The organism is Schinkia azotoformans, assembly GCF_035811335.1.
Classification (GTDB): domain Bacteria; phylum Bacillota; class Bacilli; order Bacillales; family Bacillaceae_J; genus Schinkia; species Schinkia azotoformans.
The window spans coordinates 99,257-113,311 of record NZ_JARSMD010000002.1 but is presented as its reverse complement, the minus strand read 5'-3'; the positions used below and the strand labels follow the sequence as shown (position 1 = coordinate 113,311).

The window sequence follows — 14,055 nt, the reverse complement described above, 5'->3', positions numbered from 1 at the left end:
AGGGGCATATGTATGTGTGGTTTCGTAGGTGTTTATCAGCTAGATAAACAAAAAGTTGAATCAAACAAATTAATCCATATGAGAGACAGCATCATCCACCGCGGCCCAGACGACGCCGGCCTATATCTCGATAATAACATCGGCCTAGCCTTTCGCCGTCTCAGCATTATCGATCTTAAATCCGGTCATCAACCAATGTCAACGGTTGATGACCGTTATACGATTGTCTTCAATGGCGAGATATACAACTATGTCGAGCTGCGGGAGGACCTGATCAAAAAAGGAGCCGAATTTCAGACGCATTCTGACACTGAAGTGATTCTGCAGCTGTTTGCGGAAAAAGGACCGGAGTGTTTGCAATTGTTGAATGGCATGTTTGCGTTTGCGATTTGGGATAAAGAAAAGCGGGAGCTGTTTTTTGCTAGAGACCGCTTAGGCATTAAGCCGTTTTATTATTATCATGATAAGGATCGTTTCGTATTCGGCTCGGAAATAAAAGCGATTATTGCAGATTCCTCTATTAAAAGAGAGCCAAATTTTGCAGCGATTTACGATTATCTTTCGTTTATGTATGTTCCAGACAATAAAACGTTTTTCAAAGGCATTTACAAGTTGTTGCCAGGTTATTATGGGACGATTTCTGAAGCATCCGGGTTACACATTGAGCAATACTGGGATGTTGACTTTAAAGAAACGAACAAAACGGAAGAGGAATATATCAGCGGCTTGCGCGATTTAATAGAAGATGCTGTGAAGATTCATTTGCGCAGCGATGTGCCAGTTGGCTGCCATCTAAGCGGTGGGTTGGATTCCAGCACGGTGACAGTATTATCGGCCCAAAATCTAGACCAAAAAATTAAAACCTTTTCAGGAAAGTTTGCCGAGAATGAATTTTACGATGAAACGAAGTATGCAAAGTTAGTAGCGAAACAAGCGGGCACAGAATATTTGGAAACAGTGCCGAATCAAGCATGGTTTGAAAATGTGCTACCAAAAATCATTTGGCATATGGATGAGCCTTGTGTTGGACCGGGGATTATCCCGCAATATGCGGTTTGCCAACTGGCGGCTGATAACGTTAAGGTGGCATTAGGAGGCCAAGGCGGGGATGAAATTTTTGGCGGCTATCCACGCTATTTTTTGACGTATGAGGCTTATCTGAAAAATAACAAAGACGACCAAGCCATCCAACATACGCAGAAAACGAGAGTGGCACGTCTTATTAATAAATTCGTATTCCTAAAAGGGTATATGAAGCAGCACGGTGTCAAAACGACGGTGAAAAAGGTTTTTCGTACGATGCAAAGGGATAATGAACTCCAATCCAACTCTTTTCCAGCAATTTGGAGAAATTATAGTACATCCTTTAAGTTCGCAGACATGTCACTCCTGACAGAGCATTTTAAAGAATTCGTCAAAGAATATGACGCGGACAAGGTATTTACACGATATATCAACAATTGCCCGTCTACCGATATATTTAATAAAATGCTCTACCATGATATGAAAGCTTACCTACCGGGCTTATTACAAGTGGAAGACCGGATGAGCATGGCTGTCTCGCTGGAATCACGGGTACCATTATTGGATTACCGGATAGTCGAATATGCGGCATCCATACCAAGTGCCATCAAAGTGAAGGGCCTAGAACCAAAGTATATTTTTAAAAAGGCCATTCAAGGCATTATCCCTGATGAAGTATTAAATAGGAAAGATAAAAAGGGCTTTCCAACGCCGATCAATATCTGGTTTAAGAGCAATCCGAAACTAGTTAAGGATATCTTGCTGGACAAGTCTGCAAAAGAGCGGAATTTATTTAATTCCAAAGCAATCGAAAACATGATTAACTCTACAGAAGATTATAGCTGGCAATTATGGACGTTAATGAATATTGAGCTCTGGTTTAAAATCTATATCGATCAAGACCCTAAGTATGTAAATGCTGATGGATCTATCAAAGAAAAGGTTGCGAAGTAAACCATGAATAAAAAAGTATGTATGCTTGTCATGAATGGGGTTAGCTCTGACCCTCGTGTAACGAAAGAAGCCAATGTCGTTGGGCAAAAGTGCTCCTTAACTGTTGTCGGGGAACGACACTCCCTTACTACAGCTGAACACGAGAATGCCGGCGCTTATCAAATTCAACGGGTGAATAGTATTAAAAAGGAAAACGGTAGCGGTGCTTCGATTTTGAATAAAATCGTCAGAAAATTAGCTTCTACTGTTAAAATTGGCCTTGCCGCCTATAAACAAAATGCAGATATCTATCATGCCCATGATTTCGAAATGCTTCCGGCAGCTTTCCTAGCTGCGAAACTAAGAAATGCAAAATTAGTCTATGATTCCCATGAGCTTTGGATTGAACAGCGTCCTGACTTTCCACCATTGTTTAAAAAAGTCGTCATGATCGTTGAAGGCTGGCTTGTCAAAAGAACAGATGAGATCATTACGGTCAATGAGTCGATTGCCAATGAATTACAAAATCGCTACAAGCTTCAAAAGAAACCGATTATTCTTCATAATTTCACAACGAAGCAAACCGTCACAACTAAGATACCTACAAAACAAGCGCCCGAGCCAATTATCGTCCTTTATCATGGCGGTTATATGAAGGACCGCGGCTTAGAGGAATTAATACAGGCTTTCGAACATGTTACAGGAAACGTGGTTCTCCATCTCAGAGGATTCGGCCCAATCGAAGATGAGCTACGGAACATAGCAAAAGACCTGACGAAGGAAGGGAAAGTTGTCTTTTGTCCGCCCGTGTCGATGAGGGAGCTCGTGACCGCTGCCCAAAGCGCCGATATCGGTATCATCCCGTATAAACCAACGTGCTTGAATAATCTTTACAGCTTTCCGAATAAGCTTTCTGAATATTTAATGGCAGGCCTTGCCGTATGTGCCAGTGATATCCCGGAAATTGCCCGTTTAAATCAACAGGTACATTTTGGAGCGCTATTTGACCCTTTTAGTCCGGAAAGTATTGCCGTAGCCATTAATGAACTTACTGCCGACAAAATGAGGCTGCACAATTGTCGGGAAAATGCCTTGAATTGGAGTTTAACCGCGGGAAATTGGGAAGAGGAAAGCAAAAAATTAGACGACCTATATAATCGATTGTTGGTGTAAATCATGAAAAAAAGCATTTGGATCATTAATCAATATAGTATTACCCCTGAGTATCCAGCCAGCACAAGGCATTATGAATTGGCTAAATACTTAGCGAGGGAATTTCGAGTAAGATTGTTTGGCTGCAATTTTATTCACCATAATAAAAAGTACCGCTTCTATCCTTTTACAATTAGTAAGGAAGAAAAAATGGAAGGCTTCATTTTTCAATGGATCGGTGCCAACTCCTACAAAGGAAATGGAGCACTGCGCAGCATTAATATGTTGTTATTTTCATTCCTGCTACTACTAGTTGGTCTATGTAAAAGGGATAGGCCCGATGTCATTATTGGCTCGTCTCCGCCATTGTTTACTGCTTTTTCATCTTTATTAATCGCGAAGCTGAGACGAACGCATTTCGTGTTGGAAATTCGTGACTTATGGCCAGATTCATTAGTACAAATCAATGGTGTACCGGAAAATAAGAGGATTGTCAAAGTCATGCGCTGGATGGAGCGGACGCTTTATCAGCATGCGGACCGTATCATCGCGCTTACCAACGGAATTTATTCAAGATTATTAGAAAAAGGAATACCAGAAGAGAAGGTTTACTTTTTGCCAAACGGCATTGACATGGATACGTTTAACATCAACGTAAAACTACATGCTTCGAAACGAGAACAGTTAAGGGAAGAACTCCATTATCAGGCAGACGACTTTGTGTTTGTTTACGCCGGCTCCCACGGCCCAGCCAATGACTTATATCAGATTATTGACGCTGCAGAACAATTAAAAGAGAAAAACCATCTTAAATTTTTGTTGATTGGCTATGGTCCTGAAAGAGAAAACTTAATAAAAGCCGTTGCCGACCGGAAGCTTACAGATAAAGTGACACTCTTGCCGTCTGTCCCCAAGGATCAAATAAACGATTATTTAACAATGGCAGATGCCTTTATTATTTGCTTGAAGAATATCCCACTGTTTAAAGACGCACTCCCAAATAAATTATTTGATTATATTCTTCATGATAAGCCGATTATTTCAACAGTTAACGGGGAAATAGAGAACGTATTAACGACCTATAAAATTGGAATGTACGGTTCTTTAAGTGAACGAGGAAACCATCATTTAGTTAATGTTTTGAAAGCTGTAGCAAATCATCAAATTCACTGTGAACCTGGTCAAGGTCTAGAAATTATTCAAATGCATTTTAGTAGGGAAAAACAAGCACGACAGCTTGCAGAATGGCTACATCAGTTGAGTTGAAATAACTTGGCAATAATACCTATAAAATAACATACTTTAAACCCTCTAGTTATGCTAAACTTAAACTATGAAAATAGCGAAACTAGGGGTTTTTTTATGCAAATTGTAGAAAGACGTAGAAAGGCGATTATTCTTGTGGTCGACTTGCTTTTAGTGTGTGCGGCCTATATATTGGCCTTTTATCTTCGTTATGATGAAATTCCACAAAGAAACTGGGAATCATTTATCTCGTTAATACCGTGGATTCTGTTAATTTCTTTATTCTTTTTAGCCATTTATGATTTATATAATTTGAGCAGAAAAGGCAAATGGGATATTATTCGCAATGTGTTGGTGGCTTCTACCTTTATGAGTTTTCTAACGATGTCATTCTCATTTTTATTTAGAGAGTTTGCATTACCAAGAACCATTGTATTGCTGGCCTTTTTGATTGAAATATTCCTTTTAATTGCGTGGAAAATTTTGTTTAAAAAATTTTCTGAACAAAAATTTGAAGGAACCGTGCTCGTAATCAGCGATGACATTTACGAAAAAGATAAGATGATTGAACAAATAAAAGAGAGCCTCGGCAAAACTGTTATAATTAAAGAAATTGGCGCACAAAATTCAACAAGTAAGGTTAACAACTTGATTGAAACGGTCGATTATGTTTTCGTCGGTTCTAGTGTTGCTGGTGAAAGCCGCTCTGAGTATCTATACCATTCTATCAAAAATGGAAAAATTGTCTTTGTCATCCCCGACCTTTACGATTTAATGCTATCAAAATCGTCGATCACATCTGTGGGGGATACTATGGTTATGGCGGTCAAGCCATTTGGGCTGTTATGGGACCAACTGTTATCGAAAAGACTCTATGATATTATCTTTTCCGCTTTGGTGTTAGGATTGTTGGCACCGCTGTTTCTCATTATCGGCATCATCATCAAGCTGGAAGACCCAAAAGCACCTGTTTTCTATAAACAAAAAAGATTAGGCAGGGATAATAAAGAGTTTACGATTTATAAATTTCGCTCGATGGTCAATGGTGCTGAAAAACAAACAGGACCGACTTTAGCGACAGAAAATGATCCTCGGATAACAAAAGTTGGTAGTTTTATTCGAAGAACTCGGATCGATGAACTTCCGCAGTTTTGGAATGTATTAAAAGGCGATATGGCTGTCGTTGGCCCAAGACCTGAAAGAGAGTTCTTTATCAATCAATACATGCAGGACCATCATTATTATGGCTACCGGACAACCGTGAAGCCGGGAATCACGGGGTATGCTCAAGTGATGGGGAAATATACAACCGATGTCGAGGATAAACTTCGATTTGATTTATATTACATTCGGAATTATTCTTTTTGGTTGGATATTGTTATTCAATTAAGAACGGTTATTGTCCTGTTCGACAAGACGAAAGCTGAAGGTGGGAAACAAGTAGGATCTCCAAAAAAGGTTGATAAGAATGTACCGATGAATCTTTGAAACTGGTTATGACATGACCTGTCTTTTTTGGCAGGTCTTTTTTGGTTTTGTTAATTTGATGATATGGCAGTATATAATTTGCTACTTTATGTTACAATGAAGTCAAAAACTACCTAGTAGTTATAGTATGGAATATTGGATGAAAGGGTAATGTAGAAAATGAAAATTATCACAATTATCGGTGCTCGTCCGCAATTTATTAAAGCAGCACCTTTTTCTGAAGTATTCAGAAAAGAAAACGAAGAAATATTAGTACATACAGGTCAGCATTATGATACCAATATGTCTGACATTTTTTTCGAAGAATTGGGCATCCCGAAACCGGACTATCATTTAGGTGTAGGCTCCGGTGGACATGGGATGCAAACAGGTCGGATGCTTGAAAAAATTGAAGAAATTATTGTAAAAGAAAATCCAGATGGGTTGCTTGTCTATGGTGATACAAACTCTACCTTGGCAGGCGCATTAGCGGCAAGTAAATTACATATTCCGGTATTCCATGTCGAAGCAGGTCTACGTAGTTACAATAAAAGGATGCCTGAGGAGCAAAACAGAGTACTTACAGACCATCTTTCTGATTTGCTTTTATGCCCAACGGCTACAGCTGTACATAATTTAGAAAAAGAAGGCGTTACAGCTGGTGTCATCCAGACTGGCGATATCATGTATGATGTCGTGGTGCGAAATATTGAAATCTCCAAGAGCCGCTATGCCAATGGTGCTTGGTTAGAAGAGTTAAGAAAGGAAAATAGCAATTTTCCTGCTTTGAAAGAAAAGGACTTTCACCTTGCGACCATTCATCGAGCTGAAAATACTGATGACCCTAACAAACTGCGCTCCATTTTTGCGGCATTTGAAAAAATGGACAAGCCGGTGCTGTTGCCACTGCACCCAAGAACGCGGAGGTTAATAGAGGATTACGATATTGAAATCAATAATACAATCATTATAAAACCTGTGGGTTATTTGCTCATGCTATACTTAACAGCCCATGCTTATATGGTTGTGACCGATTCCGGCGGACTGCAAAAGGAGGCTTATTTCCTAAAAACACCTTGTACAACATTGAGGGATCAAACAGAATGGGTCGAGACGTTGGAAAATGGCTGGAATGTGTTAAGTCCAATTGAAGTAGATAGGATTTTAAAACTAGTGACTAGGGAATTAACGTGTTTATTACATCCGCAGCCTCCGCTATTTGGAGATGGTCATGCGGCAGAGAAGATTAATAAGGCCATTTTAGAATTTAAATAAGTAAGAGGGGGAGTATCATGACTTTGAAATATGCCTTAATTGGATGCGGAAGAATTTCACCGAATCATATCGCGGCAGCAATCAAAAATGAACTTGAGATTGTGGCATTATGTGATATAGTACCTGAAAATATCAAGGATAAAATCTCAAAATTCAACTTACCGGAAGCAACTCATCGCTATACAGACTACCAGGAGATGCTGGAAAAGGAAAAGCCGGCGTTAGTAGCCATTTGTACGGAAAGCGGCAAGCATGGTCAAATTGCTTTAGATTGTATTGAAGCTGGAGCGAATCTGATCATTGAAAAACCAATCGCTCTTTCACTCGAGGAAGCGGATGAAATTATTCAAAAAGCGAAAGAAAAAGGGGTAAAGGTAAGCGCCTGCCACCAAAACCGTTTTAATAAATCGATTCAAAAAATTAGGGAAGCTGTAGAACAAGAACGCTTTGGCAGACTGCTCCATGGTGCGGCCCATATCCGTTGGAACAGGGGTGAAGATTATTATAAGCAAGCTCCGTGGCGTGGAACATGGGAACAAGACGGGGGGGCACTGATGAATCAGTGCATCCATAATATTGACCTGTTGCGTTGGATGATGGGCGATGAGATCATGGAAGTAGTCGGTATGACCGATAACCTGAAACATAACTTCATCGACGCAGAGGACTTAGGGCTTGCGCTTATTAAGTTTGCTAATGGCAGCTATGGCATTGTCGAAGGGACGACGAATATATTTCCTACGAATCTTGAAGAAACATTGTATATATTTGGTGACAAAGGCACTGTTAAGGCAGGCGGAAAGTCGGTCAATATTATTGAAGAGTGGCAATTTGCTGATAAGTTAGATGACCCGGATGAAGTGAAAGAAACCTATCATGAAAATCCACCAAATGTATATGGGTTTGGGCATAATCCGCTCTATGCTGACGTGATCGATGCAATTCTGACTGATCGCGAGCCATATGTAACAGCAGAAGATGGTAGAAGAGCTTTAGAACTTGTATTGGCAATCTATAAATCAGCAGCCGAAGGGAAAAGCGTCAAGCTTCCACTGGCGAAATGTAGTACATTGGATTTCAAAGGCAGGTTTAATTGATGAGCTATTTTGTCCATGAAAGTAGTTATATAGATGAAGGGGTTACGATAGGTGATGGCACGAAAGTGTGGCATTTTTGCCATGTCCAAAAAGGCGCTAGTCTTGGAGAAAAATGTTCACTTGGCCAAAATGTCAATATTGCCAACAATGTGAAAATCGGCAACGGTGTTAAGATTCAAAATAATGTATCGGTTTATGAAGGCGTTGAATTGGAGGATTATGTTTTTTGTGGTCCTTCAATGGTATTTACGAATGATTTAACGCCAAGAAGTAAATATCCTAAAGGCACGGAAGGATATAAGCGGACATTGGTGAAATACGGAGCATCGATAGGGGCAAACGCAACGATTGTCTGTGGCCATACGATTGGCCGCTGGGCGATGATTGCTTCCGGTGCGGTTGTCACAAAAGATGTTCCTGACTATGCTTTAATGGCAGGGGTCCCTGCGAAACAAATTGGTTGGGTCTGTGAATGCGGCACAGTGTTAAAAAACGAATGGAAATGTCAAGAATGTGACCGGGAATATACACTTAACGATGGGGAACTGCAAGAGAAATAAATCCTATTTTGATGGAGATTGATAAATGATGGAATTTAGAGATTTAAAGACACAATACGAAAAATATAAAGAGGAAATTGATGCTGCAATTCATGAAGTTATCACCAATGCCCATTTCATTGGCGGTAAAGAAGTGGCGGAACTGGAACAAGAATTAGCTGACTATGTTGGTGTAAAGCACTGTATTACTTGTGCCAATGGCACGGAAGCGATGACGTTAGTGATGATGGCTTGGGACATTAAAGCGGGAGATGCTGTTTTTGTTCCAGACTTTACGTTCTTTTCAACGGGAGAAATTGTCTCCTTTAGAGGGGCAACTCCCGTTTTCGTGGATGTCGACCGAGACACATTTAATATTGATCCAGTAAAATTAGAACAGGCGATTGTCAAAACATTGGAAGAGGGTAGGTTAACACCAAAGGTTGTTATTCCAGTTGACTTATTCGGCCTTCCTGCCAATCATGGGGAAATAGCAGGAATTGCTGAAAAATATAATTTACTAGTGTTAGAAGATGGCGCCCAGGGATTTGGCGGTAATATAAAGGGGAAACGAGCCTGCAGTTTTGGCAATGCTGCAACGACTTCGTTCTTTCCGGCCAAACCGCTCGGCTGTTATGGTGATGGCGGGGCAATTTTTACGAATGATGGTGATTTAGCAAAATTACTGAAATCCTTAAAGATTCACGGCAAAGGCGAAGATAAATATGACAATGTGCGGGTTGGTGTGAATTCTCGACTTGATACAATCCAAGCAGCCATTTTAAAAGTAAAGCTGAAGGCATTTATTGATCATGAACTGGATGATGTGAATCGGGCTTATCAATTATACAATGAGAGGCTGACTGGCGTCGTTGAAACCCCTATAATTCCTGACGGTTATTATTCAAGTTTTGCCCAATATACGATTAAGCTTAAGAATAAGGAAGAGCGCGATGAATTGCAAGCGAAATTGAAAGAACATGGTATTCCGAGCATGATTTATTATGTGAAACCAATGCATAAGCAAGGAGCTTTCTCCGATTTGCAGTTTACTGATGACGACTTTGCAGTCACGAATGAACTCTGCGATATCGTCCTTTCCTTACCAATGCATCCTTATCTGAGTGTGGAGGAAATCGATAAGATTTGTAATGTAATAAAAGCTTAGTGAAACATATGTGGAACGAGGGGACGGTTCGCACGTTCCAAAATATGCGTAAAATCAGGCTGCAGGGACGTTTGTTTCCTGCAGCCTGATTTGTTTTGACATGGAACATGCGAACCGTCCCGCTGTTCTATTTTTCATATTTTCGTAATGTTCGTTCTATATATTTTCTATAATTTGTTGGATTCCCTTGAAATATTTCTTTTGAATTATTCATTTTTCTCCAATACCTCCAATAGTTCCTCCATTTCTTCCCACATCTCAAGTTGAGCTCTTGAATAATTTTTAACTTTCCCTTGATGGGACAAGGGGTCGGGAACTCCGGCCTTAAAGACGCATGGGGACAGTTTTTTACTTTACTTTTTATTCCAAGCTAGTTTCTTACGCAGCATTTTTCTTCTTTTACTCCAATTGCTTTTAATATGAGTGCCAATGGGCAAAATCCTGTAAGAGAAGCAATAATCAACATGAAGCCAACAAAACCTGTGAAAAAGAGCCAATTGCTGTTGACAAAAATACTTAATAAAACACTGCCTAAAACAAAAATTCCAGCAAGAAGATGGATGATTGAACCTTTTGATGGACAAATATTCATTTTTTTCCCCCTATAGCATTAATTACCCTATATGGTATTCATTATATGTTATTATTCAATGCAAAGCCAATATTTTCTTCCTTTTAGTTTTATAGTTTAGACACAGGGTCGGGAACTCCGTCCCAGAAATGGTTCACCTCCCCCGTTTCTGTAACCACTTTATAATGACTTCCGGGAAGTCCGCTGTGAGTTTTGCGCCGAATGATGCCGTCACACGCGGGGAAATGGCCGCTTTCGTCCACAAGGCAGGAAAGGTCAGTAAAGAAGTGGAGGAATCACCTGTGAATCAGGTTCCTTGGGTAAATAGCGGTGTTCTTGAAAAAATAACGAGCAATAGTGTGAAAATTTCAGGATTAACCTATTCATTGGCAAGTGGTGTAAAAAATATCCTTGGTACACATAATGACGCCGTATTGAATGGGGCAAAAATTGAAGTTGAACAGTCCAATGGTTTGATTAAGAAGATAGAAAAATTAGAGTTAAACAAAAGTGGCCGTTCATCATCAAAAGTAGTGCTTGATGGAAAAAATGGCACCATTGATGGTGATTTAGTCATAAGTGCGGATTACGTAACCGTAGAAAATATGACAGTTCAAGGTGATTTTATAATAACGAACAAGTTGAAAAATGACTTCTATGCAGAGGATTTAAATGTTAGAAGCGACACCATGATCAATAGTGACGATGGTGGCAAAATTGTATTCGAAGACTCCAAACTTCAAGCTGTGAAAGTCAATAGTGAAGATGTCCGTATAGAAGCAAGAGGAAGTACGACTGCAAACTATTTTATTTTTACAAAAGATGCAACGATTATTTCTGAAAAAACAATCTCTAAAATTATTGTCGATAAAAAAGACGTTGACCTCATACTTGGCACAAACACCAAAGTATATAACATCGAATTGCCACGTAGTGTCGACCTTAAAGATGTCGTAGCAAGCCGGTCTCAAAGGGAAAATATTGAACACATTAATGGATGGGATAATCCGGAGTATGATCCTTACGATTATTATGACGATGATGATGATGACGATGACGATGACGATGACGTCCGTTACATTAACGGTGGTCATTATGGCAAGCTTACCATTCGGGAAGATGCCCATATTCGAAATGTATCCGTTGATGAATTAATTCTTGATCCGGGTAATAACGGTGATGTGACATTAAATAATGTTGAAGTTGACTACATTACGATAAAATCTGGAGGGACGAATAGTATTCGATTGATTGATACAACAGTATTTAAAACTATAACAGTTGAAAATGATCGAACAATCCGCATTGTTTTTGGGTCTGGAACGGATGTTAATAGGGTCATTCTAGAAACAGCTACAATTCTCGATGCCGGCACTTCCAATGCAGATATTAATGAAGTAGAGATTCGACCAACTTCGGGAAATGATGTCATATCATTTAATGGGGATGCTTTTTCTAACACGTATGTGGCAGTATCAAAGCCTGCTTTTGTGGAAACAGTCAGAAATACAGAATTGAGAAAAATTGCTGTAACGGCCGAGACGGGTTCGGTTTTCTTGGAAACTGCTACAAATACTCTCTATATTTCAGGAAAAGCGGAGGTTATTATCGATAACACAAAAATAAAAGATGTAATAATGGCTGCGCTGCAAGCCGTTTTAAATATTCGATCATCTGCGACGATTGCAGGTACATTAACCATACTGGAGGACGGAACAATTAAGGTTGCTAATCACATTGATTGTCACCCCAGTAGCAGATGTGGTCGAAGATGGAGAAACAACAATTGAGGTAGACGTATCAGATGGTAAAGAAACAATTCAGGTTGCTTTTACACTCCAAGTAAAAAATATAATATATGCTATATTATTACCTCTGCGTGAATTAAATGAAAGGGAAACCGCAAGATATACAGTGCCCGAATCAGTAAGCTATGAAAAGTACAATCTCTACACATTTGTACCAGGATCAGTTACTTCAACTAAAACAGAAGTTGCAACAGCAACTATCGGGAGTGGAGGAGTATTAGAAATTAAAGCAAACGAAGTAGCCACAGATACAACCACAACAATAACAGTAGAAGTCACAAGTAGTAAAGGAAAGATTCTTCTAACATTTGATGTCAATGTAAAAAACGTTAAAGAGTAGGAACATGGGGACGGTTCACGCGTTCCAAAACATGTATAAAATCAGGCTGCAGGGACGTTTGTTTCCTGCAGCCTGATTTGTTTTAACATGGAACACACGAACCGTCCCTGTGTTTTCATGGTGAAACAAAAGCGATGAGTGAGCGGATTCTAACTGATGTAGCAAAAGCAAATCCCTATTTTTCTGTTTCCATCCTACGGTATTTTAACCCTGTTGGAGCTCATGAAAGTGGCTTAATTGGAGAATCACCTAAAATAACCTTATGCCATATGTTACTCAAGTGGCTAAGGGGAAATTAGAGAAATTGAGAGTCTTCGGAAATGACTATCCTACGGTTGATGGTACAGGAGTACGTGACTATATCCATGTGGTGGATCTTGCTAAGGGACATGTCGCTGCATTAGACCATTTAACGGAAGGCGTTCATAACTATAATTTAGGAACGGGAAAGGGAACCAGTGTGCTAGAGCTGGTCAAAGCCTTTGAAGAAGCGAATGAAATTAAAATACCTTATGAAATCGTGGACCGTCGACCTGGGGATATCACTGAGTTTTATGCAGATGCATCAAAAGCAAAGCAAGAACTAGGATGGACTGCAAAACGTGATATTATCGCCATGTGCCGGGATGCTTGGTGCTTTGAGAATGGACAAGGGGAGTAGTGGCTGGTTCTAGAATTGTGCAAAAGAACCTTCTATATGTTTAGGCAAAGCTCCTTCAGTAGAAATACATATACACAGGGGGCTAGTGCCTTTCTTAATCCTAGGGATATTTGTGGATTTCATGGTTTACCGATATTTTTTCAATCGGGTTTTTTAAAGTTTTGGTCGTTTTTAATTTGCGAATCACCAGTCTAAAGGCTTCAATTGAAATGGCAAGCACTTTATCCGTTTTCTCCTCACAGCTATTTTTATAAATAGCTATGGTCACCTGTTTTTGATAATCCAAAATGACAGAAAGTTGACGGTATTGCCTGTCCGGAATTTGACGATTATAAGTTTTTGGTGCCTGTCACCACCCGAAAAATGTTGAGATTTGTAGAATAAAAAAATGAAAGTTTTTGACTTATGACTTGATGAGGATAGGCTCTGTGGAGATGAATAACATACCTACAGGGCTTCTCATTTTCTAATAGAAAAATAAATGTGAAAAAATAAACATTATAGATTTGAATGAGCGGTCAAAAATCAATCTTATTACTATCTGGCTCACTTGGTAAAGGTTATGAACAGCTTTATGATTATTTTGTGAGTTGTCGATCGATAATAAATGAACCTATTAGTTTACAAGATTCAATGGAAAATGCGGAACAACTACTTTTTAATTCCTCACGAGACATAACTAGGTTTATCAAATTAATAAGTTAGTAATTTCATAACCAAAATTGACACTTCGTTAGGGGAAGTGCCATTTTTGGGAAATAAATTCATCTAATTTA

12 protein-coding genes and 1 pseudogene are annotated in these 14,055 nt (G+C 39.4%); 12 read left to right on the top strand and 1 reads right to left on the bottom strand.

Annotated elements, in window-relative coordinates:
• Positions 1-12: 12 nt before the first annotated feature.
• The 8 genes from asnB to P9E47_RS01910 all read left to right on the top strand — a co-directional run bounded on the left by asnB (position 13) and on the right by P9E47_RS01910 (position 9,899).
• Entirely contained in the window at positions 13-1,977 is a 1,965-nt protein-coding gene (gene asnB / locus P9E47_RS01945) for an asparagine synthase (glutamine-hydrolyzing) (protein WP_326162477.1), read from the top strand.
• 3 nt (positions 1,978-1,980) lie between these two features.
• Positions 1,981-3,129, top strand: coding sequence for a glycosyltransferase family 4 protein (locus P9E47_RS01940; protein WP_326162475.1), 1,149 nt, complete (start codon positions 1,981-1,983; stop codon positions 3,127-3,129).
• Between the two features lie 3 nt (positions 3,130-3,132).
• Positions 3,133-4,374, top strand: a complete 1,242-nt coding sequence (locus P9E47_RS01935; RefSeq protein ID WP_326162474.1) for a glycosyltransferase family 4 protein — start codon at positions 3,133-3,135, stop codon at positions 4,372-4,374.
• Between the two features lie 96 nt (positions 4,375-4,470).
• The gene (locus P9E47_RS01930) at positions 4,471-5,841 is read left to right on the top strand and encodes a sugar transferase (RefSeq protein ID WP_326157272.1); all 1,371 of its coding nucleotides are present in this window, start codon (positions 4,471-4,473) and stop codon (positions 5,839-5,841) included.
• A gap of 159 nt (positions 5,842-6,000) precedes the next feature.
• Entirely contained in the window at positions 6,001-7,095 is a 1,095-nt protein-coding gene (gene wecB, locus P9E47_RS01925; protein ID WP_326162472.1) for a non-hydrolyzing UDP-N-acetylglucosamine 2-epimerase, read from the top strand.
• 17 nt (positions 7,096-7,112) lie between these two features.
• The gene (locus P9E47_RS01920; protein ID WP_326162471.1) at positions 7,113-8,192 is read left to right on the top strand and encodes a Gfo/Idh/MocA family protein; all 1,080 of its coding nucleotides are present in this window, start codon (positions 7,113-7,115) and stop codon (positions 8,190-8,192) included.
• The gene (locus P9E47_RS01915; RefSeq protein ID WP_326162470.1) at positions 8,192-8,752 is read left to right on the top strand and encodes an acyltransferase; all 561 of its coding nucleotides are present in this window, start codon (positions 8,192-8,194) and stop codon (positions 8,750-8,752) included. The genes P9E47_RS01920 and P9E47_RS01915 overlap by 1 nt, the downstream gene beginning before the upstream one ends.
• 25 nt (positions 8,753-8,777) lie before the next feature.
• Positions 8,778-9,899: a DegT/DnrJ/EryC1/StrS family aminotransferase gene (locus P9E47_RS01910; protein ID WP_326162469.1), complete on the top strand. Its 1,122-nt coding sequence runs from the start codon at positions 8,778-8,780 to the stop codon at positions 9,897-9,899.
• A 370-nt stretch (positions 9,900-10,269) separates the two neighbouring features.
• Here P9E47_RS01910 and P9E47_RS01905 read toward each other — a convergent pair whose 3' ends face one another.
• A complete protein-coding gene (locus P9E47_RS01905; protein ID WP_326154416.1) occupies positions 10,270-10,491 on the bottom strand; it encodes a YgaP family membrane protein in 222 nt (73 codons plus the stop codon).
• Between the two features lie 185 nt (positions 10,492-10,676).
• Between P9E47_RS01905 and P9E47_RS01900 the strand changes: the two genes are divergently transcribed.
• The 4 genes and pseudogenes from P9E47_RS01900 (at position 10,677) to P9E47_RS22895 (ending at position 13,984) form a co-directional block, all read left to right on the top strand.
• The gene (locus tag P9E47_RS01900; RefSeq protein WP_326162467.1) at positions 10,677-12,260 is read left to right on the top strand and encodes a hypothetical protein; all 1,584 of its coding nucleotides are present in this window, start codon (positions 10,677-10,679) and stop codon (positions 12,258-12,260) included.
• On the top strand, positions 12,208-12,618 hold the full coding sequence (locus P9E47_RS01895) for a hypothetical protein (protein ID WP_326162466.1): 411 nt from the start codon (positions 12,208-12,210) through the stop codon (positions 12,616-12,618). Before P9E47_RS01900 ends, P9E47_RS01895 begins: the two co-directional genes overlap by 53 nt.
• A gap of 116 nt (positions 12,619-12,734) precedes the next feature.
• A pseudogene (locus tag P9E47_RS01890) lies at positions 12,735-13,279 on the top strand (GDP-mannose 4,6-dehydratase); the annotation flags it as partial.
• 510 nt (positions 13,280-13,789) lie between these two features.
• Positions 13,790-13,984, top strand: coding sequence for a glycerate kinase (locus P9E47_RS22895; RefSeq protein WP_407697160.1), 195 nt, complete (start codon positions 13,790-13,792; stop codon positions 13,982-13,984).
• Positions 13,985-14,055 lie beyond the last annotated feature (71 nt).

Bases quoted from the DNA above. Each gene is read 5' to 3' on its own strand.
- P9E47_RS01905 (WP_326154416.1), bottom strand. From the start codon at position 10,491: ATGAATATTTGTCCATCAAAAGGTTCAATCATCCATCTTCTTGCTGGA.
- P9E47_RS01910 (WP_326162469.1), top strand. From the start codon at position 8,778: ATGATGGAATTTAGAGATTTAAAGACACAATACGAAAAATATAAAGAG.
- wecB (WP_326162472.1), top strand. From the start codon at position 6,001: ATGAAAATTATCACAATTATCGGTGCTCGTCCGCAATTTATTAAAGCA.
- P9E47_RS01930 (WP_326157272.1), top strand. From the start codon at position 4,471: ATGCAAATTGTAGAAAGACGTAGAAAGGCGATTATTCTTGTGGTCGAC.
- P9E47_RS01915 (WP_326162470.1), top strand. From the start codon at position 8,192: ATGAGCTATTTTGTCCATGAAAGTAGTTATATAGATGAAGGGGTTACG.
- P9E47_RS22895 (WP_407697160.1), top strand. From the start codon at position 13,790: ATGAGCGGTCAAAAATCAATCTTATTACTATCTGGCTCACTTGGTAAA.
- P9E47_RS01935 (WP_326162474.1), top strand. From the start codon at position 3,133: ATGAAAAAAAGCATTTGGATCATTAATCAATATAGTATTACCCCTGAG.
- asnB (WP_326162477.1), top strand. From the start codon at position 13: ATGTGTGGTTTCGTAGGTGTTTATCAGCTAGATAAACAAAAAGTTGAA.
- P9E47_RS01920 (WP_326162471.1), top strand. From the start codon at position 7,113: ATGACTTTGAAATATGCCTTAATTGGATGCGGAAGAATTTCACCGAAT.
- P9E47_RS01940 (WP_326162475.1), top strand. From the start codon at position 1,981: ATGAATAAAAAAGTATGTATGCTTGTCATGAATGGGGTTAGCTCTGAC.